The 24,664-nt window shown below is 64.7% G+C and carries 24 protein-coding genes and 1 other RNA gene; 5 read left to right on the top strand and 20 right to left on the bottom strand.

All coding sequences use genetic code 11. The features are described from left to right. Window positions 1-45 precede the first annotated feature (45 nt). The 18 genes from lpxC to rsmI form a co-directional block, all read right to left on the bottom strand. Window positions 46-957, bottom strand: a complete 912-nt coding sequence (gene lpxC / locus KSS93_RS08140; RefSeq protein WP_217841918.1) for a UDP-3-O-acyl-N-acetylglucosamine deacetylase — start codon at window positions 955-957, stop codon at window positions 46-48. A gap of 114 nt (window positions 958-1,071) precedes the next feature. Then, on the bottom strand, window positions 1,072-2,268 hold the full coding sequence (gene ftsZ, locus KSS93_RS08135; RefSeq protein WP_217841917.1) for a cell division protein FtsZ: 1,197 nt from the start codon (window positions 2,266-2,268) through the stop codon (window positions 1,072-1,074). A 55-nt stretch (window positions 2,269-2,323) separates the two neighbouring features. Further along, entirely contained in the window at window positions 2,324-3,592 is a 1,269-nt protein-coding gene (gene ftsA, locus KSS93_RS08130; protein WP_217841916.1) for a cell division protein FtsA, read from the bottom strand. A 14-nt stretch (window positions 3,593-3,606) separates the two neighbouring features. After that, window positions 3,607-4,476: a cell division protein FtsQ/DivIB gene (locus KSS93_RS08125; protein ID WP_217841915.1), complete on the bottom strand. Its 870-nt coding sequence runs from the start codon at window positions 4,474-4,476 to the stop codon at window positions 3,607-3,609. Between the two features lie 6 nt (window positions 4,477-4,482). Next, complete coding sequence (locus KSS93_RS08120; protein WP_217887844.1) at window positions 4,483-5,439, bottom strand: D-alanine--D-alanine ligase; 957 nt, start codon at window positions 5,437-5,439, stop codon at window positions 4,483-4,485. After that, window positions 5,436-6,884: a UDP-N-acetylmuramate--L-alanine ligase gene (gene murC, locus KSS93_RS08115; protein ID WP_217887843.1), complete on the bottom strand. Its 1,449-nt coding sequence runs from the start codon at window positions 6,882-6,884 to the stop codon at window positions 5,436-5,438. Before murC ends, KSS93_RS08120 begins: the two co-directional genes overlap by 4 nt. Then, window positions 6,877-7,956 carry an undecaprenyldiphospho-muramoylpentapeptide beta-N-acetylglucosaminyltransferase gene (gene murG, locus KSS93_RS08110; protein WP_217887842.1) on the bottom strand — a complete coding sequence of 360 codons (1,080 nt, stop codon included), beginning with the start codon at window positions 7,954-7,956 and terminating at the stop codon, window positions 6,877-6,879. The genes murC and murG overlap by 8 nt, the downstream gene beginning before the upstream one ends. Beyond that, complete coding sequence (gene ftsW, locus KSS93_RS08105) at window positions 7,946-9,160, bottom strand: putative lipid II flippase FtsW (RefSeq protein ID WP_369989887.1); 1,215 nt, start codon at window positions 9,158-9,160, stop codon at window positions 7,946-7,948. Before ftsW ends, murG begins: the two co-directional genes overlap by 11 nt. Further along, window positions 9,157-10,503 (bottom strand): UDP-N-acetylmuramoyl-L-alanine--D-glutamate ligase, encoded by a 1,347-nt coding sequence (gene murD / locus KSS93_RS08100; RefSeq protein WP_217887841.1) that lies wholly within the window; start codon window positions 10,501-10,503, stop codon window positions 9,157-9,159. The genes ftsW and murD overlap by 4 nt, the downstream gene beginning before the upstream one ends. A gap of 6 nt (window positions 10,504-10,509) precedes the next feature. After that, window positions 10,510-11,592, bottom strand: a complete 1,083-nt coding sequence (mraY, locus tag KSS93_RS08095; RefSeq protein WP_217841910.1) for a phospho-N-acetylmuramoyl-pentapeptide-transferase — start codon at window positions 11,590-11,592, stop codon at window positions 10,510-10,512. Next, window positions 11,592-12,959, bottom strand: a complete 1,368-nt coding sequence (locus KSS93_RS08090; RefSeq protein ID WP_217887840.1) for a UDP-N-acetylmuramoyl-tripeptide--D-alanyl-D-alanine ligase — start codon at window positions 12,957-12,959, stop codon at window positions 11,592-11,594. The genes mraY and KSS93_RS08090 overlap by 1 nt, the downstream gene beginning before the upstream one ends. Beyond that, window positions 12,952-14,439 (bottom strand): UDP-N-acetylmuramoyl-L-alanyl-D-glutamate--2,6-diaminopimelate ligase, encoded by a 1,488-nt coding sequence (locus tag KSS93_RS08085; RefSeq protein ID WP_217887839.1) that lies wholly within the window; start codon window positions 14,437-14,439, stop codon window positions 12,952-12,954. Before KSS93_RS08085 ends, KSS93_RS08090 begins: the two co-directional genes overlap by 8 nt. Further along, the gene (locus KSS93_RS08080; protein WP_217888700.1) at window positions 14,439-16,169 is read right to left on the bottom strand and encodes a peptidoglycan D,D-transpeptidase FtsI family protein; all 1,731 of its coding nucleotides are present in this window, start codon (window positions 16,167-16,169) and stop codon (window positions 14,439-14,441) included. The genes KSS93_RS08085 and KSS93_RS08080 overlap by 1 nt, the downstream gene beginning before the upstream one ends. Beyond that, entirely contained in the window at window positions 16,169-16,462 is a 294-nt protein-coding gene (gene ftsL, locus KSS93_RS08075) for a cell division protein FtsL (RefSeq protein ID WP_054899260.1), read from the bottom strand. The genes KSS93_RS08080 and ftsL overlap by 1 nt, the downstream gene beginning before the upstream one ends. Further along, window positions 16,459-17,406 (bottom strand): 16S rRNA (cytosine(1402)-N(4))-methyltransferase RsmH, encoded by a 948-nt coding sequence (gene rsmH, locus KSS93_RS08070; protein WP_404668832.1) that lies wholly within the window; start codon window positions 17,404-17,406, stop codon window positions 16,459-16,461. Before rsmH ends, ftsL begins: the two co-directional genes overlap by 4 nt. Further along, window positions 17,403-17,858: a division/cell wall cluster transcriptional repressor MraZ gene (gene mraZ / locus KSS93_RS08065; RefSeq protein WP_004575120.1), complete on the bottom strand. Its 456-nt coding sequence runs from the start codon at window positions 17,856-17,858 to the stop codon at window positions 17,403-17,405. The genes rsmH and mraZ overlap by 4 nt, the downstream gene beginning before the upstream one ends. A gap of 309 nt (window positions 17,859-18,167) precedes the next feature. Further along, window positions 18,168-18,527, bottom strand: an RNA gene (gene rnpB / locus KSS93_RS08060) — RNase P RNA component class A. Between the two features lie 106 nt (window positions 18,528-18,633). Continuing rightward, window positions 18,634-19,503 (bottom strand): 16S rRNA (cytidine(1402)-2'-O)-methyltransferase, encoded by an 870-nt coding sequence (rsmI, locus tag KSS93_RS08055; RefSeq protein WP_217887838.1) that lies wholly within the window; start codon window positions 19,501-19,503, stop codon window positions 18,634-18,636. Window positions 19,504-19,691: 188 nt separating this feature from the next. Here rsmI and KSS93_RS08050 point away from each other — a divergent pair, with 188 nt between their 5' ends. From KSS93_RS08050 to KSS93_RS08030, 5 genes are all read left to right on the top strand, one after another. Then, window positions 19,692-21,509, top strand: coding sequence for a penicillin-binding protein activator (locus KSS93_RS08050; RefSeq protein ID WP_217887837.1), 1,818 nt, complete (start codon window positions 19,692-19,694; stop codon window positions 21,507-21,509). Next, window positions 21,509-21,880, top strand: a complete 372-nt coding sequence (locus tag KSS93_RS08045; protein WP_217887836.1) for a YraN family protein — start codon at window positions 21,509-21,511, stop codon at window positions 21,878-21,880. The genes KSS93_RS08050 and KSS93_RS08045 overlap by 1 nt, the downstream gene beginning before the upstream one ends. An 88-nt stretch (window positions 21,881-21,968) precedes the next feature. Further along, window positions 21,969-22,562: a phosphoheptose isomerase gene (locus KSS93_RS08040; protein ID WP_217841904.1), complete on the top strand. Its 594-nt coding sequence runs from the start codon at window positions 21,969-21,971 to the stop codon at window positions 22,560-22,562. Beyond that, on the top strand, window positions 22,559-23,137 hold the full coding sequence (locus tag KSS93_RS08035) for a BON domain-containing protein (RefSeq protein ID WP_217841903.1): 579 nt from the start codon (window positions 22,559-22,561) through the stop codon (window positions 23,135-23,137). The genes KSS93_RS08040 and KSS93_RS08035 overlap by 4 nt, the downstream gene beginning before the upstream one ends. A 102-nt stretch (window positions 23,138-23,239) precedes the next feature. After that, on the top strand, window positions 23,240-23,455 hold the full coding sequence (locus tag KSS93_RS08030) for a YgdI/YgdR family lipoprotein (RefSeq protein ID WP_217887835.1): 216 nt from the start codon (window positions 23,240-23,242) through the stop codon (window positions 23,453-23,455). A 51-nt stretch (window positions 23,456-23,506) separates the two neighbouring features. On the opposite strand, the gene KSS93_RS08025 is transcribed toward KSS93_RS08030, so the two are convergent. Both KSS93_RS08025 and KSS93_RS08020 read right to left on the bottom strand, forming a co-directional pair. Beyond that, window positions 23,507-23,935: a ClpXP protease specificity-enhancing factor gene (locus KSS93_RS08025; RefSeq protein ID WP_217841901.1), complete on the bottom strand. Its 429-nt coding sequence runs from the start codon at window positions 23,933-23,935 to the stop codon at window positions 23,507-23,509. A gap of 10 nt (window positions 23,936-23,945) precedes the next feature. Next, window positions 23,946-24,569 carry a glutathione S-transferase N-terminal domain-containing protein gene (locus KSS93_RS08020; protein ID WP_217887834.1) on the bottom strand — a complete coding sequence of 208 codons (624 nt, stop codon included), beginning with the start codon at window positions 24,567-24,569 and terminating at the stop codon, window positions 23,946-23,948. Window positions 24,570-24,664 lie beyond the last annotated feature (95 nt).

Raw genomic sequence — 24,664 nt, 5'->3', positions numbered from 1 at the left:
AGGCCACCCGAAGGTGGCCTCAATGAACTAGAGAGTGTTCGAACCTTACACGGCCGCAACAGGGCGCATGTACGAGATCGGTGCCGTGCTGGCATCTTCGAAGGTGACCACTTCCCAAGCGTCGGTTTCTGCGATCAGCTTGCGCAGCAGCTGGTTGTTCAGCGCGTGCCCGGACTTGTAGCCCTTGAACTCGCCGATCAGGCTGTTGCCCAGCAGATAAAGGTCGCCAATGGCGTCGAGGATCTTGTGCTTGACGAATTCGTCATCGGAACGAAGGCCGTCTTCGTTGAGCACACCGGTTTCGTCGACCACGATGGCGTTCTCGACACTGCCGCCCAGCGCAAGGTTGTGCTTGCGCAGGTACTCGATGTCACGCATGAAGCCGAACGTACGGGCACGGCTGACTTCCTTCACGAACGAGGTGCTGGAGAAGTCGACGACCGCGCTTTGGGTCTGGCCCTTGAGGACCGGGTGATCGAAGTCGATCTCGAAGCTCACCTTGAACCCGTCGAAAGGCAGGAAAGTGGCGCGCTTGTCGCCCTCTTCCACTGTGACTTCGCGCAGGATGCGGATGAACTTCTTCGCAGCGCCCTGCTCTTCCAGGCCTGCCGATTGAATCAGGAATACGAAGGGACCGGCGCTGCCATCCATGATCGGCACTTCCGAGGCGGAGAGCTCGACGTAGGCGTTATCGATGCCCAGGCCCGCCATGGCGGAGAGCAGATGCTCGACCGTATCGACTTTCACGTCACCGTTGACCAGCGTGGTGGACATGGTGGTCTCGCCAACATTGGCCGCGCGCGCCGGGATTTCGACCACAGGGTCGAGGTCGGCGCGACGGAAGACGATGCCGGTGTCGACAGGCGCAGGCTTGAGGGTCAGGTAGACCTTCTCCCCGGAGTGCAGGCCGACACCTGTGGCACGGATGGTATTCTTCAGGGTGCGTTGTCTAATCATGGCATTGGCCGCTTCAGCGCAAATAATGCGAACAGGTATCAACAAAGGCTGGGGATGATAACAGACCCGGCCTTTGCTGAACACCAATCACCCCTATACCCCTGATAAATTCCATCAATCGGCCTGACGGCGCAGGAAGGCTGGGATATCGAGGTAGTCCAGGTCGTCCTGAGGGTTGAGTTTAGCGGCTGCCGCGGCACCTGCATGGGCCTGGTTGCGCATCACGGTCGGGCGCTCCAGGTCACGGTAGTTGACGGCTGGCTGCTCCTGGCGCGCCGGCGCCGGGTTGGACGCCTCGTAAGCCTGCTGAGCGGTCTGCAGGGTATTGTCGACCACCTTGACCGGCTTCTCGATGCGCGCACCCAGGCCAGTGGCCACAACGGTGACGTGCAGCTCGTCGCGCATGTCCGGGTCGATCACGGTGCCGACCTTGACCATGGCGTGGTCGGAGGCGAAGGCTTCGATGATGCTACCCACATCGGAGTACTCACCCAGCGACAGGTCCGGGCCTGCGGTGATGTTCACCAGGATGCCGCGGGCGCCCTGCAGGTTGACGTCTTCGAGCAGCGGGTTGCGAATGGCCGCCTCGGTGGCTTCGCGTGCACGGTTCGGGCCGCTGGCGCAGCCGGTACCCATCATCGCCATGCCCATTTCGCTCATCACGGTGCGTACGTCGGCAAAGTCGACGTTGATCATGCCCGGGCGCTTGATGATGTCGGAGATACCGCGAACGGCACCGGCCAGTACATCGTCAGCCTTGGCGAAGGCGGACAGCAGGCTTGCATCCTTGCCCAGAATGGTCAGCAGCTTCTCGTTGGGGATGGTGATCAGCGAGTCGACGCTGTCAGCCAGCATGCGGATGCCTTCATCGGCGATCTGCATGCGCTTGCGGCCCTCGAACGGGAACGGACGGGTCACCACCGCAACGGTGAGGATACCCATCTCTTTCGCCACTTCGGCGATGATCGGCGCAGCACCGGTACCGGTACCGCCGCCCATGCCGGTGGTGATGAACACCATGTTGGTGCCTTGCAGCACTTCGGCGATGCGCTCACGGTCTTCCAGCGCGGCCTGACGGCCGACTTCCGGATTCGCGCCGGCACCCAGGCCTTTGGTCACGCCGGTACCCAGCTGCAGAATGGTGCGCGCACCAATGTTCTTCAGCGCCTGGGCATCGGTGTTGGCGCAGATGAACTCGACGCCTTCGATGTTGCTTTTGACCATGTGGTTGACGGCGTTGCCGCCACCACCGCCGACACCGATCACCTTGATGACCGGGCTTTGCGGGACGTTGTCTACGAGCTCGAACATTTTCCCTCTCCTTACAGTTCTCTAGTTGTCGCGCCTACCACTACTGCTTTGAAACTCAGAAGTTGCTCTGGACCCAACGCTTGAGTCGTTCAAGCACTGGCCCCTTGGGTTCATCGCCATAGCTGTTGTTGCTGTTGCTGCTGTTGCTGATACCGGTCATGGACAGGTCCTCGGACTGCTTTTGCAGGCCGTAGGTGAGCAAGCCCACGCCGGTGGAATAGATCGGGTTGCGCACTACATCGCTCAGGCCCCGAACGCTGTGCGGCACGCCCAGGCGTACCGGCATGTGGAAGATTTCCTCGGCCAGCTCGACCGCGCCTTCCATCTTCGAGGTGCCGCCGGTGAGGACGATGCCGGCTGGCACCAGGTCCTCGTAACCGCTGCGGCGCAGTTCGGCCTGAATCAGCGTGAAGAGCTCGTCGTAACGCGGCTCCACCACCTCGGCCAGAGCCTGGCGCGACAGCTCGCGCGGTGGGCGGTCGCCCACGCTCGGCACCTTGATGGTCTCGCCGGCGCCAGCCAGTTTGGCCAGGGCGCAGGCGTAGCGGATCTTGATCTCCTCGGCGTACTGGGTCGGGGTGCGCAGGGCCATGGCGATGTCGTTGGTGACCTGGTCGCCAGCGATAGGGATCACCGCGGTGTGGCGGATAGCGCCTTCGGTAAAGATGGCGATGTCGGTGGTGCCGCCACCGATGTCCACCAGGCACACGCCCAGCTCTTTCTCGTCGTCGGTCAGCACCGAGTAGGCCGAGGCCAGTTGCTCGAGGATGATGTCGTCGATTTCCAGGCCGCAGCGGCGCACGCATTTTTCGATGTTCTGCGCCGCATTGACCGCGCAGGTGACCACGTGGACCTTGGCTTCCAGGCGCACGCCCGACATGCCCAGCGGCTCGCGCACGCCTTCCTGGTTGTCGATCACGTAGTCCTGCGGCAGGGTGTGCAGCACGCGCTGGTCGGCCGGAATCGCCACGGCCTGGGCGGCGTCGAGCACCCGCTCGAGGTCGGCCATGCTCACTTCACGGTCGCGGATGGCGACGATGCCGTGGGAGTTCAGGCTGCGGATGTGGTTGCCGGCAACGCCGACGAACGCCGAGTGAATGCGGCAGCCGGCCATCAGCTGGGCCTCTTCGACGGCGCGCTGGATCGACTGCACGGTCGACTCGATGTTCACCACCACGCCCTTCTTCAGGCCGCGCGACGGGTGAGTGCCGATGCCGACGATCTCCAGGGTGCCGTCTTCGCCGACTTCGCCCACCAGCGCCACCACCTTGGAAGTGCCGATGTCCAGCCCGACGATCATTTTGCCGCTATGCGCGTTTGCCATGGTCCTGCCTCTCTCTAATTCTTCGCAACGGCGGGTTGGGCCGTCGTCGGTGCATTCGGTTCCCGCCAGCCAACGGCAAGGCCATTGGAGTAACGCAGATCGATGCGGGCGATATTGGTGATCTGGTCTTTAAGCGATTTGTCGTAAATGGCAATGAAACGGCGCATCTTCTCCACCAGGTGGTCGCGCCCCAACAGCAGTTCGATGCCTGGCCCGGCGCTGCCTGCGCCAGTGGTCAGGAACCAGCTGCCACGCTCGCGCAGCTCCAGGCGAGCGATGGAAAAGCCCATGGGGCGCAGCATCTGGCTCAGTACCTGATACTGCTGCATGACTTGTTGCTGCGCCCGCTGCGGCCCGAACAGCTGCGGCAGGTGCTCGTAGTTGGCCAGCTCGCGCGGGGTGAAGGCCTGGCCCTGGTTGTTGAGCAAGGCCTCATCGCCCCAACGCGCCACCGGTAGCTGTTCTTCGAGGCGTATCACCACCTCGTCCGGCCACACCCGGCGCACTTCGGCGTGGGCGATCCAGGGCATCTGCTCCAGCTCCACGCGCATGGCGGTCAGGTCGACGGTGAAGAAGCTCGCCGCCACATAGGGCGCGATACGCTGCTGCACCGCCTGCTGGCTGATGTAGCTCAAGTCGCCCTGCACGGCGATCTTGGTGATCGGCCGGTCAGCGTACGGCATCAGCCGCACCGCGCCCTCGTAGGCACCAAAACCTGCCGCCACCAGCAGCACCGGCCACAGCAGGCGCTTGAGGCCGCCCAGGCTCGGCTTCGGCAGGCGCGCCGATACGGGCTCGTCGGCCACCAGTCGGCTGGCACCACGCGGCACCGGCTTGCTACGGCCGGTAACGGGTTGCTGCTGACGTATCATCGCGCCTTGCATGGCTGCTTAACCTCGCGTCGCTACGCTGTCGGCCAGGATCGCCAGCACCAGTTGCTGGAAGTCCAAGCCGGCCGCGCGAGCCGCCATGGGCACCAGGCTATGGTCGGTCATGCCCGGTGCGGTGTTGACTTCGAGCAGCCAGAACCGGCCCTGCTCGTCCTGCATCACGTCCAGCCGCCCCCAGCCTTCGATGCCAACGGCATCGCAGGCACGCGCGGTCAGGTCGATCAGCTCTTGTTCCTTGGCACTGTCCAGGCCGCACGGGATGCGGTACTGGGTGTCATTGGCGATGTACTTGGCGTCGTAGTCGTAGAACACGTGCGGGGTGCCCAGCGCGATCGGCGGCAGCACCTGGCCCCGCAGTACGGCGATAGTGAACTCCGGGCCGTGAATCCATTGCTCGACCAGAACTTGCGAATCGTAATTGGCGGCGTCTTTCCAGGCGGCGATCAGTTCCTGTTCGCTGTTCACCTTGGCCATGCCGATGCTGGAACCTTCATGGGCAGGTTTGACGATCAACGGGAAGCCCAGTTCCGTGCTGGCGGTCACACAATCGTGTTCGCTGGCCAATACCGCGTGGCGTGGCGTCGGAATGCCCAGGCTCTGCCACACCTGCTTGGTGCGCAGCTTGTCCATGGCCAGGGCAGACGCGAGGATGCCGCTGCCGGTGTAGGGGATGCCGAGGCACTCGAGCAGGCCCTGCATGCTGCCGTCTTCACCGCCACGGCCGTGGAGGATGATGAAGGCGCGGTCGATCTTCTCGCTTTGCAGGCGAGCCAGCAGGTCGTCGCCCACATCGATGCCGACCACGTCGACACCGGCGCTGGTCAGCGCTTCGATCACCGCGGCGCCGGATTTCAACGAAACCTCACGCTCGGCGCTTTTGCCGCCGTACAGCACGGCAACGCGGCCGAAGGCCTTGACGTCGAGGGTGGAATGCAGCTTGTCGTAGGCGCGGGTCACAGCGGCTTCTCCTGCTTGGCGCCTGCGAACAGCGGGCTTTTCATCAATTGCGGGGCCAGCCCGCCGACATCACCGGCGCCCTGGCAAATCAGGATGTCGCCGGCACGCAGCAGCGGCTTGACCACCGGGGCGAGCTCGGTGCCACGCTCGATGTAGATCGGATCGAGCTTGCCGCGCTGGCGGATGCTGTGGCACAGCTGGCGGCTGTCGGCTCCGGGGATCGGCTCTTCGCCGGCCGGGTAGACCTCCATCAGCAGCAGCACGTTGGCATCGCCCAGCACTTGCACGAAGTCGTCGTACAGATCGCGAGTGCGGCTGTAGCGGTGCGGCTGGTAGACGATCACCAGGCGCCGGCTCGGCCAGCCGCCACGCACGGCCTTGATCACCGCGGCCACTTCGGTCGGGTGGTGGCCGTAGTCGTCCACCAGCATCACGCTGCCGCCTTCGACCGGTAGCTCGCCATACACCTGGAAGCGTCGGCCGACGCCCTGGAAGCCCGACAGGCCCTGAACGATGGCCTCGTCGCTGATGCCTTCGTCAGTGGCGATGGCGATGGTGGCCAGGGCGTTGAGCACGTTGTGGTTGCCTGGCATGTTCACCGACACTTCCAGCGGCTCGCAGTCGCGGCGCAGCACGGTGAAGTGGGTCTGCATGCCCTGCTGGCGCACGTTGATGGCGCGGATGTCGGCCTCTTCGCTGAAGCCGTAGGTGACCGTCGGGCGCTTGACCTGCGGCAGGATCTCGCGCACCACAGGGTCGTCCAGGCACATCACCGCCAGGCCGTAGAACGGCAGGTTGTGCAGGAACTCGACGAAGGTCTTCTTCAGCTTGTTGAAGTCGCCTTCGTAGGTGGCCATGTGGTCGGCGTCGATATTGGTGACCACGGCCACCATCGGCTGCAGGTGCAGGAAGCTGGCATCGCTTTCGTCGGCTTCGGCGATCAGGTAGCGGCTGGTACCCAGCTGCGCGTTGGTGCCGGCCGCAGTCAGGCGCCCGCCGATGACGAAGGTCGGGTCCAGGCCACCGGCGGCGAACACCGAGGCCAGCAGGCTGGTGGTGGTGGTCTTGCCGTGGGTACCGGCCACCGCCACGCCGTGGCGGTAGCGCATCAGCTCGGCGAGCATCTCGGCGCGCGGCACCACCGGGATGCGGCGTTCCAGGGCGGTAGCGACTTCCGGGTTGGCCGGGTTGATCGCGCTGGACACCACCAGCACGTCGGCGGTGGCGGCGTTCTCGGCGCGGTGGCCAACGTAGATCTCGGCGCCAAAGGATTCCAGGCGCTCGGTGACCGGCGAGGCTTTAAGGTCGGAACCGGACACTTCATAGCCCAGGTTCAGCAGCACTTCGGCGATACCGCACATGCCCACGCCGCCGATACCGACGAAGTGGATGCGGCGGATGCGGCCCATCTTGGGTTGCGGCATGGCTTTCTGGCTTTCAACCATGGGCCACCTCCAGGCAGATATCGACCACGGTGCTGGTTGCATCAGGTTTGGCCAGGCGGCGGGCAGTGCCGGCCATGGCGTTGAGTTTCTCGGGTTGCATCAGCACCTCGTTCAGGCGTTCAGCGAGCTGCGCTGCGCCAGTTGTCGCTTGTGGCATCAGGAAGGCGGCGCCTTCACGAGCCAGGTATTGGGCGTTGTGGGTCTGGTGGTCGTCGATGGCATGGGGCAGAGGCACCAGCATCGATGGCAGGCCTGCCGCCGCCAGCTCGCTGACGGTCAGCGCACCGGCCCGGCACACCACCATGTCGGCCCAGCCATAGGCGTGGGCCATATCCTTGATGAACGGTTCGACCTGGGCCTCGACACCGGCTTCGCGGTAACGCTCGGCGGTGGCCGGGCCGTGGTTCTTGCCAGCCTGGTGAAACACCTCGGGGCGCAGGTTGGCCGGCACTTCGGACAGGGCCTTAGGCAACAATTTGTTCAATGGTTCCGCCCCCAGGCTGCCGCCCATCACCAGCAGGCGCGCACGGCGCTCGGCCAGGGGCGTGCGCTGGGCGTCCATGAACAGTTCCGCGCGCACCGGGTTGCCTGTAGCGCGCAATTTTTCGCTGCTGGCGAAGGTGCCCGGGAAGGCCTCGCACACCCGCGCCGCCAGCGGCAGCAGCAGGCGGTTGGTGGTGCCGGCACGGGCGTTCTGCTCGTGGATCACCAGCGGCACGCCGCACAGGCGCGCGGCCACGCCGCCGGGGCCGGTGACGTAACCGCCGAAGCCGACCACGCACACCGGCTTGAGCTGGCGCACGATACGCCGCGCCTGCAGCACAGCCTTGATAAGGGTGAATGGTGCCTTGAGCAGCGACAACTTGCCCTTGCCACGCAGGCCAGTGACCTGGATCAGGTGCAGCGGCAGGCCGGCCTGAGGCACCAGCTCGTTCTCGATGCCGCGCGGGGTGCCGAGCCAGTGCACGCTGTAGCCACGGGCCTGGAACTCGCGGGCGCAGGCCAGGGCCGGGAACACGTGCCCCCCGGTGCCGCCGGCCATGATCAGTACGTTTTTGCCGTCAGCGGCCATGACTGGTCTCCTCGGCAAAATCGCTTTCGTTGAATTCGTGTTCCTCGCTGCCCAGGTGCGTGCGGCTCTCCCACTCGATGCGCAGCAACAAGCCCACGCAGGCGCAACAGATCACCAGCGAACTGCCCCCGTAGCTCAAGAACGGCAAGGTCAGGCCCTTGGTCGGCAGCAGGCCGACGTTCACCCCGATGTTGATCAGGAACTGGCCGATCCACAGGAAGGCCAGGCCAAAGGCCATGTAGGCCGCGAAGAACTGCTTGGCCTTCTCGGCCCACAGGCCGATGTACAGCGCGCGCACGGTGACGAACACGAACAGCGCGATGGTCAGCAGCGAGCCGACCACGCCGAGCTCTTCGGCCAGTACCGAGAACACGAAGTCGGTGTGCGCCTCGGGCAGGTAGAACTGCTTCTGCACACTGTTGCCCAGGCCCACGCCCAGCCACTCGCCGCGGCCGAAGGCGATCAGCGCCTGGGTCAGCTGGTAGCCGGAGCCGAACTGGTCGGACCAAGGGTCGGTGAAGGTAATCAAACGTGCCATCCGGTACGGCTGGGCCTGTACCAGGATCACCACCGAGACCACCGCCAGCACCACCATCAGCGAGAAGCGGAACAACCCCACCCCGCCTAGGAACAGCATCGCCGCAGCGGCGCCCATCATCACCACGGTGGCGCCGAAGTCCGGCTCCATCAGCAGCAGGCCGGCCATCGGCAACAGCACGATGAACGGCTTGAAGAAGCCCATCCAGCTTTCGCGCACCTCGGTCTGCCGGCGTACCAGGTAGCCGGCCAGGTAAATCACCACAAAGACCTTGGCGATCTCCGAGGGCTGCACGTTGAAGAAGCTGAAGCCGATCCAGCGCATCGAACCGTTCACTTCGCGGCCGATGCCGGGGATCAGCACCATCACCAGCAGGCCGAAGGCACCGATCAGCATCAGGTAACCCATGCGCTGCCAGGTGGCGATCGGCACCAGCATGGTCATCGCACCGGCGCCCAGGCCCAGGGCCACGTACACCAGGTGGCGGAACATGTGGTACAGCGGGTTGCCCGACTGCACGGCGGCCACTTCCGAGGACGCCGAGGTGATCATCACCAGGCCCAGGCCAAGCAGTGCCAGGCAACCGGCCAGCAGCGGAAAGTCGACGTCGACGCCACGGCCGCTGATCAGCGGCGAAGGGTAAGGCTTGAGGATGCCGAAAATCATGCCAGCCCCTCCGCTGCCTGGGCGAACAGGCGCCCGCGTTCTTCGAAGTTCTTGAACATGTCCAGGCTTGCGCAGGCTGGGGACAGCAGCACGGCGTCGCCCGGCTGGGCCAGTTCGGCGCAGCGCTGCACGGCTTCATCGAGGGTTTGCACGCGCACCAGCGGCACGGCACCGTCGAGGGTGGCAGCCAGGCGCTCGGCATCGCGGCCGAGCAGCACCACGGCGCGGCAGTACTTGCCGGCGGGCTCGCGCAGGGCAGCGAAGTCGGCGCCCTTGCCGTCACCGCCGGCAATCAGCACCAGCTGGCCTTCGATATCGGCGCCCAGGCCTTCGATGGCAGCCAGGGCCGCGCCGACGTTGGTGGCCTTGGAGTCGTCATACCAGTTGACGCCGTTGCGCTCGCGCACCCACTGGCAGCGATGGGCCAGGCCCTTGAACTCGCGCAAGGCCTCGAGCATCGGCTCGAATGCAAGGCCGGCAGCATGGCCCAGGGCCAGGGCGGCCAAGGCGTTGCTCTGGTTGTGGGCACCGCGAATCTTCAGCTCGCGCACCGGCATCAACGCTTGGAATTCGTAGGCCAGGTATTTTTCACCATCCACTTCACGCAGGCCGAAGGCCTTGAAGTCGGGCGGGTTGAGGCCAAAGCTGAAGCACGGGCGGCCTTCGACCGGCAGCGGCCGGCTGAGGGCGTCCTGGCGGTTCACCACCACCTGGCGGGCGCCGCGGAAAATCCGGTGCTTGGCCAGGTGATAGGCCGGCAGGCCGCTGTAGCGGTCCATGTGGTCTTCGCTGATGTTCAGCACGGTGGCCACTTCAGCATTGAGCTGGTCGGTGGTTTCCAGCTGGAAGCTCGACAGCTCAAGCACGTACAGCTCGACGTCATCGCTGAGCAGGTCCAGCGCCGGGGTGCCGAGGTTGCCGCCCACCGCCACGCGCTTGCCGGCCTTGGCGGCCATGTCGCCCACCAGGGTGGTGACGGTGCTCTTGGCGTTGGAGCCGCTGATCGCCACGATCGGCGCCTTCGCATAGCGGGCGAACAGTTCGATGTCGCCGGACAGCGTCACGCCACGGGCAGCGGCCTGTTGCAGGGCGGGCGTGGCCAGGGCCAGGCCCGGGCTCACGTACAGCTCGTTGGCGCGGCACAGGAAGTCGACGTCCAGCTCACCACAGCGCACTTCCACCTGCGGGTAATCACGGCGCAGGGTTTCCAGTTCCGGCGGCTGCTCGCGGGTGTCGGCGACCGCAAAGGCAATGCCCCGGCTCGCCAGGAAGCGAACCAGGGACATGCCGCTCTTGCCGAGGCCGACAACGATGCGGAATTGGTCGGAAGCGATCAGTGACACGCTCGTCTACCTCAGTTTCAGGGTGGCAAGGCCGATCAGCACCAGGATCACGGTGATGATCCAGAAGCGGACGATCACCCGTGGCTCGGGCCAACCCTTGAGTTCGAAGTGGTGGTGAATTGGCGCCATGCGGAACACCCGCTTGCCGGTGAGCTTGAACGACGCCACCTGGATGACCACCGACAGGGTTTCCATCACGAACACGCCGCCCATGATGAACAGCACGATTTCCTGGCGCACGATCACCGCGATGGTGCCCAGGGCAGCGCCCAGCGCCAGTGCGCCGACGTCGCCCATGAACACCTGGGCCGGGTAGGTGTTGAACCACAGGAAACCAAGCCCCGCGCCTATCAGTGCGCCGCAGAACACGATCAGCTCGCCCGAGCCCGGCACATAAGGGATCAGCAGGTATTCGGCGAACTTCACGTTACCCGACAGGTAGCAGAAGATGCCCAGCGCACCGCCAACCATGACCGTCGGCATGATCGCCAGGCCGTCGAGGCCGTCGGTAAGGTTGACCGCGTTGCTGGAGCCGACGATGACGAAGTAGGTGAGCACGATGAAGCCTGCGCCCAGCGGGATGGTGAAGTCCTTGAGCATTGGCACGATCAGCGTGGTCTCGACGCTGGTGGGGGCGGTCTTGTACAGGAAGATCGCTGCACCCAGGCCGAACACCGACTGCCAGAAATACTTCCAGCGGCTCGGCAGGCCACGGGAGTTCTTCTCGATCACCTTGCGGTAGTCGTCGACCCAGCCGATGGCACCGAACAGCAAGGTGACGATCAGCACCGTCCACACGTAGCGGTTGGACAAATCGGCCCACAGCAGGGTGCTGATGGCGATGGCGGACAGGATCAGCGCGCCACCCATGGTCGGGGTGCCGGACTTGGACAGGTGCGATTGCGGGCCGTCGTTACGCACGGCCTGACCGATCTGGCGGATCTGCAGGGTACGGATCATCCACGGGCCCAGCCACAGGGCCAGCGAAAGCGCGGTCAGTACACCCAGGATGCCGCGCAGCGACAGGTACTGGAAGACCGCGAAGCCCTTGTGGAACTGTTGCAGATACTCAGCCAACAGCAGCAGCATTAATGTTTCTCCCCGCTGGGTTCGCACAGTGCGGCCACGACGTTTTCCATCGCAGCGCTGCGCGAGCCCTTGATCAAGATAGTGGTGTCACCGGCAGATTCGGCCTTCACGGCGTCGATCAGCTCGGCTTGAGTAGTGAAATGGTGGCCATTGGCGCCGAACGCCTGCACCGCATGGGCCATGTTGCTGCCCACCGCGTACAGCACGTCGACCTTGCCACGGGCGTAGTCGCCAACCTGGCGATGGCCCTCTTCGGCCCATTGCCCCAGCTCGCCGATGTCGCCAAGCACCAGAACGGTGCGCCCAGAAAAGCCGGCGAGTATATCAATGGCCGCGCACATCGAGGTGGGATTTGCGTTGTAGCTGTCGTCGATCACCCGCACGCCGTTCGGCGTAATTTGCGCCACGGTGCGGCCCTTGACCGGTTGCACGGCATTCAGCCCGGCGGCGATGCCGCTCAGGCTCAGACCAACGGCATGGGCAGCGGCGGCGGCTGCCAGGGCGTTGCTGACGTTGTGGGTGCCGAGCACGTTCAATTGCACCGGCACACTGCCGTCAGGGCCGTGCAGGGTGAACGAAGGGCAGCCACGGGCATCGCGACCGATATCGCTGGCATGAAAGTCGGCCTGCGGGTTGTCCAGGGCGAAGCTGATCAGCTTGTGCTCGCCCGCACGCTTGCGCCAGGTGTCGAAGGCTTTGTCGGCCAGATTGAGGATGGCGGTGCCGCCCTCGCCCAGGCCTTCGAGAATTTCACCTTTTGCCTCGACGATCTTCTCTGGCCCGCCGAATTCGCCCACGTGGGCGGTGCCGGCGTTGTTGATGATGACCACCTGCGGCTGGGTCAGCCCAACGGTGTAGCGAATCTCGCCGATACGCGAAGCGCCCAGTTCGATCACCGCGGCGCTGTGCTCCGGGGCGATTTCCAGAAGGGTCAGCGGCGCGCCGAGGTCGTTGTTCAGGTTGCCGCGGGTGGCGTGCACCAGGCCACGGGTGCGCAGGATGCTGGCGAGCATCTCCTTGACCGTGGTCTTGCCGCTGGAGCCGGTGATGGCCACCACCGGCTTGTCGAAGCCGGCGCGGTTCAGTGCACCGAGCTGGCCTAGAGCCACGCGGCAATCGGCGACCAGCAACTGCGGCAGGTCGACACCGGCGACCTCGCGCTCCACCAGTGCGGCGACCGCACCCTTGGCTTTGACATCGGCCAGGTAGTCATGGCCATCGAAACGCGGCCCGGTCAGGGCGACGAACAGCTGGCCGGCAGCCACGCTGCGGCTGTCGATGCTGACGCCGGTAAAGCTGGCGTCGGCGCCTGCCAGGCGGGCACCCAGTGCTGTGGTCAGCTGGCTGAGTGTCATGGGCTTAAGCATGCGTAGCCTCCCAGGCTGCAAGTGCCTTGTCGGCTTCGATCAGGTCGGAAAAATCATGGCGCTGGCCGTTGATCTCCTGGTAGTCCTCGTGCCCCTTGCCGGCCAGCACGATCACATCGTTGGCGTTGGCACTGGCGATCAGGCGGGCGATGGCTTCGCCACGGCCGGCGACGAACTCTACGGCGGCAGGTTTGGTGAAACCTGGGCGAATGTCGTCGAAGATGCGCTGCGGGTCTTCAGTGCGCGGGTTGTCGTCGGTGACCAGCACGCGGTCGGCCAGGCGCTCGGCCACTTCGGCCATCAGCGGGCGCTTGCCGGCATCACGGTCGCCGCCGCAGCCGAACAGGCACAGCAGCTGGCCGTGGGCGTGGGGGCGCAGGGCCTCCAGCACCTTGTCCAGAGCATCAGGGGTGTGCGCGTAGTCGACCACCACCAGCGGTTTGTCACCGCCACCCAGGCGCTGCATGCGGCCGACCGGCCCCTGCAACTGCGGGGTGACCTTGAGAATTTCTTCCAGCGAGTAGTCAAGCGCCTGCAGCGTGGCCACGGCAGCCAGCATGTTGCTCAGGTTGAAGCGCCCGAGCAGTTGGCTGCGCAGGGTGCGTTCGCCCTGGGCGGTGACGAGGGTGGCGCGCACGCCATCGTCATCGAAGTGGGCTTCGCGGCAATACAGCGACGCGTCCGGGTTTTCCAGGCTGTAGCTGAGCAGCCGGGTCTCGATATGATCGGCAACAGGGCGGTGGGCGAAAGCGTCGGCCAGGCGGCAGCCGAACGCGTCGTCCAGGTTCACCACCTGGCAGCGCAGGCTCGGCCAGGCGAACAGCTTGGCCTTGGCGGCCTCATAGGCCTGCATGCTGCCGTGGTAGTCGAGGTGATCGCGGGACAGGTTGGTCATCACCGCGATGTCGAATTCCAGTGCGGCCACCCGGCCCTGCTCGAGGGCGTGGGAGGACACCTCCATGGCCACGGCCTTGGCACCGCCCTTTTTAAGGTCGTTCAGGGTAGACTGCACGGCGATCGGGTCGGGGGTGGTCAGGCGGCCGCTCTGCAGCTCACCGTAAAAGCCGGTGCCCAGGGTGCCGATCAGGCCGCAACGCTGGCCCAGCGCATCGAGCGCCTGGGCCACCAGTTGGGTGACGCTGGTCTTGCCGTTGGTGCCGGTAACCCCCACCAGATTGAGCTGGCGGCTGGGCTCGCCATAGAAGCGCCCGGCAATCTGCGACAACTGGCCAATCAGGCCTTTCACCGGAATCAGCGGCACATCGGTCAGCGGCAGCACGGTGGCGCCCTGCTCTTCATAAGCCACGGCAGCGGCGCCACGGGACAGCGCATCGGCGATGTGCTCGCGGCCGTCGACCTTGGCGCCGGGCACAGCGAGGAACAGGTCACCCTGGCGCACCTGACGGCTGTCCAGGGTGATTTCGCGAATCAGCGGGTCGCGGCTGGCATGGGCGAACAGCTTGCTCAATGGCATCGTCATTATCCACGCCCTCCATTGGCGGGTGCTGCGGTGGCTTGCTGGGTCGACGGTGGCGGCAGGTTGTCCGGCGGCACGTTCATCAGGCGCAGGGTGCCCGACATGACCTTGCTGAACACCGGGGCCGAGACCAGGCCGCCGAAGTAGCCGCCCTTGCCCGGTTCGTCGATGACCACGACGATCGCGTAGCGCGGGTCGCTCATCGGGCCGAAGCCTGCGAACAGCGAGCGGTAGGCGTTTTCGGTGTAGCCCTTGGAGCCGACGGTGGCTTTACGCGCGGTACCGGACTTGCCGGCCACGTGATAGAACGGCACCTGGGCACGGAACACCCCGCGCGGCGCTTCGATCACCTGCTGCAGCATGCCCTGTATGGTTTCGGCGGTTTCTTTCGGAATCGCCTGCACCGCTTCGGGGGCCTTGTCGACCTTGAGAATCGACAGCGGCACCATCTTGCCGTCGTTGGCCAGGGCTGCGTAGGCATGCACCAGCTGCAGGGCGGTCACCGACACGCCGTAGCCATACGACAGCGTGGCCGTTTCGGCCTTGCGCCATTCGCGGTGGTTAGGCAGGTTGCCGACGCGCTCACCCGGAAAGCCCAGGCCTGTGTACTGGCCCAGGCCGACCTGGGACATCACCCGGTAGATGGCTTCGCCACCAATATCGAAGGCGATCTTGCTCATGCCGACGTTACTGGAGTTGATCAGGATGCCGGTCAGGTCGAGGATCGGGCCTTCGCTCTTGGATACGTCTTTGATGGTGTAACGGCCGATCTGCAAGCTGCCGGGGTATACCTCGACCTTGTCGGTGGGCTTCCAGCGGCCGCTCTGCAACGCCGCGCTCATGGAGATCGGCTTGACCGTGGAGCCTGGCTCGAACACATCGATGATCGCCCGGTTGCGCATGGCCGCCGGGAACATGCTGCGGCGGTTGTTCGGGTTGTAGGTCGGCTGGTTGACCATGGCCAGCACTTCGCCGGTCTTCACATCCATGATCACCAGGCTGCCGGCCTTGGCGTCCTGTTCGGCGATGGCGTTACGCAGCTCGCGGGTGGCCAGGTATTGCAGGCGCAGGTCTATCGACAACGCCAAGGTCTTCCCGGCCTTGGCGTTCTTGGTGACCTGAATGTCCTTGATCAGCCGGCCGCGCCGGTCCTTGATCACCTGGCGCTTGCCCGGCACACCGGCCAGCCATTCGTCGTATGCCAGCTCTACCCCTTCGCGACCGTGGTCATCGAGGTCGGTGAAGCCGACCATGTGCGCGGTGACATCACCGGCCGGGTAGAAGCGGCGGAATTCTTCCAGGCCGTAAACGCCTGGCACTTTCAGGTCGAGCACATGCTGGCCCTGCTCCGGCGTAAGGCCGCGGACCAGGTAGATGAACTCCTTGTTGGCCTGCTGGGTAAGGCGCTCGATCAGTTGCTGGGGCGGCTGCCCAAGAGCTGCGGCCAGTTGCGGCCAGCGCTCTTTCGAGGCCTGCATTTCCTTGGGGTTGGCCCACAGGGTGGTCACCGGAGTACTGACCGCCAGCGGCTCGCCGTTGCGGTCGGTGATCAGCCCGCGGTGCGCGGGAATGGGAATGTGCCGCAGGCTGCGGGCATCGCCCTGGCCCTTGAGGAAGTCGCGGTCGACCACTTGCAGGTCGATGATGCGCCAGCAAATGGCGCCGACCATCAGCGCCAGCAAACCGATCACCACCCGGAAGCGCCAGGGGTAGAGAGCGCCTTCAAGCTTCATCATGGCGCCACCATCCGCACTTCGTCAGCGGCGGGTACGCGCATCTTCAGCTGTTCGGAAGCCAGGTTCTCGATACGACTGGAGGCGGTCCAGGTGCTTTGCTCAAGAATCAGCCGGCCCCACTCGGCCTGAGCCTTGTCGCGCTCGTTGAGCTCGCCGTACAGCGTGTTGAGTAACTGGCGGTTCCAGTGCGCGCTGTAGGATACAGCGATGGCCGAAACCAACACGCCGACAAACAGCAGAAGCATCAGGAAGCTTCCGCCTGGCAGGGGTTTGGCAAAAAGCCGACTCACCGAAGCTTCTCCGCCACCCGCATGACGGCGCTGCGCGCCCGCGGGTTGGCCTTGAGCTCTGCGTCAGAGGCGAACTGCGCCTTGCCGATGAGCTTGATCTTCGGCTCGAATACCTTGTGCTGCACCGGCAGGTTGCGCGGCAGGTTGTCAGCCTCGCCCTTGACCAGCTTGCGCATGAACAGTTTGACGATGCGGTCTTCCAGCGAGTGGAAGCTGATCACCGCCAGGCGGCCGCCGACTTCGAGCGCATCGAGCGCGGCTTCAAGGCCGGCTTCAAGGTCGCCCAGTTCGTTGTTGACGTGGATGCGCAGGCCCTGGAAGGCGCGGGTGGCCGGGTTCTTGCCCTTTTCCCAGGCCGGGTTGGCGACCTTGAGCACTTCGGCCAGGTCGGCAGTACGGGTGAAGGGCTGCTTTTCGCGGCGCTCGACCACGGCACGCGCCATTCGCCCGGCAAAACGTTCCTCGCCGTACTCTTTGAACACGCGGGCGATTTCTTCAACCGGGGCGGTAGCGATGAACTCGGCAGCGCTGATGCCCTGATCAGGGTTCATGCGCATGTCCAGCGGGCCGTCATTGAGAAAGCTGAAGCCGCGCTCGGGGTCGTCCAGTTGCGGCGAAGACACGCCAAGGTCGAGCAAAACGCCGCTGACCTTGCCGTCCAGGCCGCGCTCGGCCACTTCACTGCCCAGCTCGGCAAAGCTGCGCTGCACAATGACAAAGCGGCCGTCTTCGGCCGCCAGCGCTTGCCCCGTGGCAATCGCCTGTGGGTCCTTGTCGAACCCCAGCAGCCGCCCTTGCGGGCCGAGCTTGCTGAGGATCAGGCGGCTGTGGCCGCCGCGCCCGAAGGTGCCGTCCAGATAGCAACCGTCGGCGCGCAGGGCCAATGCCTCGACAGCTTCGTCGAGCAGGACGGTGATGTGGTTGAAGCCGCTATCTATGGTCACAGGATCAGGTCACGCAATTCATCGGGCATGGCGCCCGGTTGTTGAATAGCTGCAAGGTCGGCTGCCGAAACCGCGTTCCAGGCATCCTCATCCCACAGCTGGAATTTGTTCAGTTGCCCCACCAGCATCGCCTTCTTGTCCAGCTTGGCGTACTCGCGCAGTCGGGGCGGTACCAGGAAACGCCCGCTGCCATCGAGCTCCAGGTCAACCGCGTTACCGATCAGCAAGCGCTGCAGGCGGCGGTTTTCCTCACGCAACGATGGCAAGGCACGCAACTTGGCTTCTATCTGTTCCCACTCATCGAGGGGGTAAACACACAAGCAGGGGTCCACCGCGTCGATGGTCACGATCAGTTGACCATTGCAACGCGAATCGAGCTCGTCACGGTACCGGCTCGGCATGGCGAGACGGCCCTTGGCATCGAGGCTGACGGCGTTGGCTCCGCGGAACACGGCTGCGATTCCCCACAATGTTAGCTTTTTTGTGTCAGAAAACCCACTTCATCCCACTTTCTGCCACTTGCGCACACTATAGGAATCCGCCCGCTACACCGTCAAGGCGCGTTCATAAGGAAAACCCTTACAGGACGGCGATTTAGCGCAACAAAGGAAGGTGGAACGACGGACGGGGAGGAAAACTGGCGGGAAAAATCAAACGCACTCAAGCGGATAGAGTGTGAAGTTAAAGTAACTTATTAAGAGTAAGAATTTTTCGGTATTACGAAGGGGCATCTGCTGTCGATTCAAGCAGGGGAAGGAGAGGTGGAGAGTCGATCTGTAAGCCGGGTTTTGTCGAGGACAGTCATTCCTCTACGACGGCCATCACTGGACGCCTCTAGCAACCTACCCGGTTCCGACGCGGGCCACGCCGTATGGAACCCTATTTGGTCTTGCTCCGAGTGGGGTTTACCTAGCCACGGACTGTTGCCAGCCGCGCGGTGCGCTCTTACCGCACCTTTTCACCCTTACCGGCACCGAAGTGCTTAGGCGGTTATTTTCTGTGGCACTTTCCGTAGGCTCGCGCCTCCCAGGCGTTACCTGGCACTCTGCCCTGCGGAGCCCGGACTTTCCTCCCCCGCCTTTTGCGGAACAAAAGGTGGCAGCGACTGTCCGATCGACTCTCCGCCGACAAGGTTACCGACAGCGGCGCCCAAGAACAAGCGAGACGGCAAATATTGTCGGTGACGGGGCGAACCCTGAGTCACTCGTGGGAGCGGGCTTCAGTCGATCATTCGGCCTTCTGCTTCTCCAGCGCCAGCTGGTACAGCAGATTCTTGCGCACCCCGGTGATCTCCGCCGCCAGCGCCGCCGCGCGCTTGAGCGGCAGCTCTGCCAGCAAAAGGTCGAGCACGCGCTGCGCCTCGCTACTGACCGCCTGATCGTCCTGCGGCGCGCTCCAGCCCGCCACCAGCACCACGCACTCACCGCGCTGCTGGTTGCTGTCGTCCTGCACGAAAGCGCGTAGTTCGCTCAGCGGCAAGCCCTTGAGCGTTTCGAAGGTTTTGGTGATTTCCCGCGCCAGCACCGCCGGCCGCTCGCCACCGAACACCAGCTCCATGTCTTCCAGGCACTCGAGAATGCGGTGCGGCGCTTCATAGAAGATCAAGGTGCGCGGCTCTTCTCTCACCTGCTCCAGGCGCGACCGGCGCCCAGCAGCCTTGGCCGGCAAAAAACCCTCGAAAATGAAACGGTCGGACGGCAGGCCCGCCGCCGACAGTGCGGCGATCAAGGCACAAGCACCGGGCACCGGCACCACTTGCACGCCAGCGGCACGCGCCTGACGCACCAGGTGGTAACCCGGGTCGGAAATCAACGGCGTGCCGGCATCGGACACCAGCGCCACATCGTCACCGGCCAGCAGCCGGGTGATGAAGCGCCCGCCCTCGTCGCGCTCGTTGTGCTCGTGGCAGGCCGCCAACGGCGTATCGATGCCGAAATGCTGCAGCAGGCGAACCGAGTGGCGGGTGTCCTCGGCCGCGATCAGGCTGACGCCGGCCAGCACCTTGAGCGCCCGGGCGCTCATGTCGTCGAGGTTGCCGATGGGCGTGGCCACCACATACAACTTGCCCGTTTTCGAAACCCCTGCAACATCGGTCACTGCGCGCACCTGCTTTCACGATCAAAGGTCGCCATTGTAGCCCGAGCGCCAGCAACAGGGCGCAAAGAACTTCGCCACCGGCACAGCCAGCGCCACCTATAGTGAAGGTTCGTCGTCGCCAACATCGCCTCGGGCCCGGCGCTTCGGTACAATCGCCGGCCAACTTGATCGAGTAACAGGACTTTTACATGATCGCTTGTCTGCGGCTGCTCTCAGCCCTCTGCCTCGCTGCCCTGCTGGCAGCCTGCGCCAGCTCGCCCTCATCCAGCCTGGGCGAGCTGCCACGCACCCCGGACGCCAGCATCGAGCAACTGCTCGACAAGGCTGCCTCCAGCAAGTCTGCCGAGGATGCAGCACTGCTGCGCCTGAGCGCCGCCGACCTGGCCTACAAGCAAAAGGACTACCCGCGTTCGGCGCGCATCCTCGAACAGGTGCCGCTGGACTCGCTCAAGCCGGCCCAGCAGGTATTCGCCTCGACCCTGGCCGCCGAACTGGCCATGAGCCGCAACCAGCCCAAGGCCGCGCTGACCGCCCTCGCCCACCCAAGCCTGCAACGCGCCGGCGAACTGCCGGCCGAGCAGCAGGTACGCACCTACAGCGTCCACGCCGCCGCGCTGGAGGCCGACGGCCAGGCCCTGGCCGCCGCCCAGCAGCGCGTGCTGCTGACCCCGCTGCTCAGCGGCCAGGCAGCCAGCGCCAACAATGACGCCATCTGGGCGCTGGTCGCCGCACTGCCGGCTGAACAACTGCAGCAGCCAGCCGCCGACAACACCCTGGCCGGCTGGACCAGCCTGGCCTTCGCGGTGAAGAGCGCCGGCACCCTGGAACAGCAGCAGGCAGCCATCGACGCCTGGCGCAACCAGCACCCGGACCACCCGGCCGCCAAGCAACTGCCCACCGCCCTGGTCAAGCTCAAGGAGCTGGCCAGCCAGCCCCTGACCAAGATTGCCCTGCTGCTGCCCCAGGAAGGGCCTCTGGCAGGGGTTGCCCGCGCCCTGCGTGACGGCTTCATGGCTGCGCACTTCCAGGCGCAGAAAGGCGGCCAGCCGGCCCCGGCCGTGCAGCTGTTCGACAGCTCGCGCATCACCTCGCTGGACGACTTCTACCGCCAGGCCCAGGCTGCCGGCGTGCAACTGGTGGTCGGCCCGTTGGAAAAACCGCTGGTGAAGAAGCTCGCCGCCTACCCGCAACTGCCCATCACTACCCTCGCCCTGAACTACGCCGACGCCGGCCAGAAAGCCCCGCCACAGCTGTTCCAGTTCGGCCTGGCCGCCGAGGACGAAGCCCGTGAAGTGGCCCGTCGCGCCCGCGCCGACGGCAAGGTCCGCGCCGTGGCCCTGGTGCCGAGCGGTGAATGGGGTGACCGCGTGCTGGCCGCCTTCCGCCAGGACTGGCAAGCCAATGGCGGCACCCTGCTGGCCGCCGAGCGCATCGCCCAGCCGGTCGCCCTGGCCCAGCAAATCGCCGACCTGTTCCAGCTGCGCCAGAGCGAAGGCCGCGCCAAGAGCCTGCAAAGCACCGTTGGTGGCAGCATCGCCGCGCAACCGTCGCGCCGCCAGGACATCGACTTCATCTTCCTCGCCGCCACCCCGCAGCAGGCCCAGCAGATCAAGCCGACCCTGAACTTCCAGTACGCCGGCGACGTACCGGTGTACGCCACCTCCAACCTGTACAGCGCAAGCGGTGACGTCAACCAGTACAACGACATGAACGGTATCCGCTTCTGCGAAACGCCTTGGCTGCTGGACACCACCAACAGCCTGCGCCAGCAGGTGGTGCAGCAATGGCCGCAGGCCGCCGGCAGCCTCGGGCGCCTGTACGCCATGGGCGTCGACGCCTACAGCCTGGCTCCGCGCCTGGGCCAGTTGAAGGCACTGCCGGACAACCGCGTCGAAGGCCTGTCGGGTAGCCTGAGCATCAACGCCAGCCAGCGCGTCGAGCGCCAACTGCCGTGGGCCGAGTTCGCTGGTGGCCAGGTCAAGCGCCTGCCGGACACCCCGCGCTGATGCCCCACGCATCGCCCACGCGCGCCGGCAATGCCGCCGAAGACCAGGCCCTGGAGCATCTCCAGGGCCACGGCCTGGCACTGTTGACACGCAACTGGCGATGCAAGGGCGGCGAGCTTGATCTGGTCATGCTCGACGCCGATACAGTAGTATTCGTCGAAGTCCGCTACCGGCTACACGCGGGCTTCGGTGGCGCGCTCGGCAGCATCGACGGGCGCAAGCAGAAGCGACTGGCGCTGGCCGCCAACCTTTTCCTGCAGCAACACCCCCGCTGGGCCGCTCACCCCTGCCGTTTCGACGTAGTCGCATTGCAGGGCCAGGGGCATGCTGGGCAACCGCTTCTTTGGCTGAAAAACGCCTTCGAGTGCTGAACCCTTACCGAATTTTTTGCTCTATGTTTCGCGGGCTGGTCGCTGTTGCGCACAGCAAAGGCCACCGCCCCACTTAAGGTCACACCAGATGGACATGCAATCCCGAATTCGCCGGCTGTTCCAGGCCAGCATCGACACCAAGCAACAGGCAATGGACATCCTGGCACCTCACATCGAGCAGGCCAGCCTGGTCATGGTCAACGCCCTGCTCAGCGACGGCAAGATGCTCGCCTGCGGCAACGGCGGATCGGCCGGCGACGCCCAGCATTTCTCTTCGGAACTGCTCAACCGCTTCGAGCGCGAGCGCCCGAGCCTGCCGGCCATCGCCCTGACCACCGACAGCTCGACGATCACCTCGATCGCCAACGACTACAGCTACAACGAAGTATTCTCCAAGCAGATTCGCGCCCTAGGCCAGCCCGGCGACGTACTGCTGGCGATCTCCACCAGCGGCAACTCGGCCAACGTGATCCAGGCGATCCAGGCCGCACACGACCGCGAAATGATTGTCGTAGCCTTGACCGGGCGCGACGGTGGCGGCATGGCTTCGCTGCTGCTGCCCGAAGACGTGGAAATCCGCGTGCCTTCGACGGTCACCGCTCGTATCCAGGAAGTCCACCTGCTGGCGATCCACTGTCTGTGCGACCTGATCGACAGCCAACTGTTCGGGAGTGAAGAATGATCCCCAAGCGCCTCGGCCTGATGGCCCTCACCCTGTGTCTCGGCATCACCGGCTGCAGCTCGGTGCTGACCTCGGCCCGCAACTCGCCCATCGAGGATGACCGCGGCACCCGCACCATCGGCAGCAAGATCGACGATTCGCTGATCGAAACCAAGGCGGCGGTCAACATCTCCAAGGCCAACCCGGACCTGGACCAGGGCTCGCACATCGTCGTCAGCAGCTACAACGGTGTCGTGCTGCTGGCCGGCCAGACCCCGCGCGCCGACCTCAAGGCCCTGGCCGAGCAAACTGCCAGCCAGGTGCAGCGAGTCAAGAAGGTGCATAACGAAATCCAGGTCATGCAGCCCTCGTCCATCCTTGCGCGCAACAACGACGCCTGGCTGACCACCAAGATCAAGACCCAGATGCTCACCGACGCCAACGTGCCGGGCTCGCGGGTCAAGGTGATCACCGAGAACGGTATCGTCTACCTGCTGGGCCTGGTGACGCAGCAGGAAGGCAACGCCGCCACCAGCGTGGTGCAGGGCGTTTCCGGCGTGCAGAAGATCGTGCGCTTGTTCGAATACATCGACTGATTTCACCACCCTCTCGCGGGGCAAGCCCGCTCCCACGCGGGAGCGGGCTTGCCCCGCGATGAATCCGCAACAGCCCTACCCTCCTGCCCAGGATTACCCCGCATGAACAAGCTCCTGCCCGCCCTGCTGCTCGGCGCCATCGCCACCCTGGCCGGCTGCGCCAACCCGAACGTAATCACCCTTAACGACGGCCGCGAACTGCAGACCCTCGACACCCCGCACTACGATCGCACCTCGGGCTTCTACGAGTTCGAACAGCTCGACGGCAAGCGCAACCGGGTGAACAAGGACCAGGTGCAAACCATCAAGGAGCTCTGAGGCTCCGGCGGCAAGCATAAAAAAGGCGATCCGGTTGGATCGCCTTTTTTGTTACTTGACCACTTTCAGGCTAGGCCGGCCGCTAGGGCGTGGTGGCTGGCCGCCTTCCGGCGGGCCATCGTCATCCGGCTCTACACTGTCGTCGTCCAGTTCCAGGTCGTCGTCCTGCGGCGGCTCCAGCTCGAATACCATGCCCTGGCCATTCTCACGGGCGTAAATGCCCATGATCGCGCCGGCCGGCACATACAGCGAATGGGCTACACCACCGAAGCGGCCTTCGAAACTCACCGCGTCGTTATCCATGTGCAGGCTGCGCACGGCACTTGGGGAGATGTTCAGCACGATCTGGCCATCGCTGGCAAAACCGGCAGGTACCTGGACTGCCGGAAATTCGGCATTGACCAGCATGTGGGGCGTGCAATCGTTGTCGACGATCCACTCGTACAGCGCTCGAACCAGATAGGGGCGACTGGAGTTCATCAACGGCTCCTTAAAGCTTGCGCATTTCACGTTCTGCAGCAGACAGGCTCGCCTGGAAAGGCTCGCGGGCGAACTGTCGCTCCATGTAATCCAGCAGCGGCTTGGCTTGCCGCGGCAATTCGATACCCATCACCGGCAAACGCCAGAGGATGGGCAGTAGACAGCAATCCACCAGGCTTTGCTCCTCACTCATGAAGCAAGGCATTTCGCCGAACAGCGGCGCCACGCCGGTGAAGCTCTCGCGCAGCTCCTTGCGCGCCTGGGTACGCGCGGCATCGGTGCTGCGCTTGTCCAGCAGGGTATCGGCCAGCGAGCACCAGTCGCGCTGGATGCGGTGCATCAGCAGGCGGCTGTTGCCACGGGCCACCGGGTATACCGGCATCAGCGGCGGGTGCGGGTAACGCTCCTCGAGATACTCCATGACCACGCTCGACTCGTACAGCGCCAGGTCGCGGTCGACCAGGGTGGGCACGCTGCCGTACGGGTTTACCTCGACCAGCTTGGGCGGCAGACGACTGGCATCGACATCGATGATCTGTACCTCCACACCCTTCTCGGCGAGCACCAGGCGCACGCGGTGAGAGTAGTGATCAGCGGGGTCGGAATAGCAGGCTAACCTGTTGGTTGCGCCCATGTAGCGCCTCCTCGCACGGGATGCTTGTTGAAACTCTAAATGAAAACGCGCCCGGGCTGGCCTAGCAAAATTGCTAGGCCAGCCCGGGCGCGTTC

Source organism: Pseudomonas xanthosomatis (genome assembly GCF_019139835.1).
Classification (GTDB): Bacteria; Pseudomonadota; Gammaproteobacteria; order Pseudomonadales; family Pseudomonadaceae; genus Aquipseudomonas; species Aquipseudomonas fakonensis.
The sequence above is the reverse complement of the archived record's forward strand: the minus strand, read 5'-3'. Positions and strand labels throughout refer to the sequence as shown.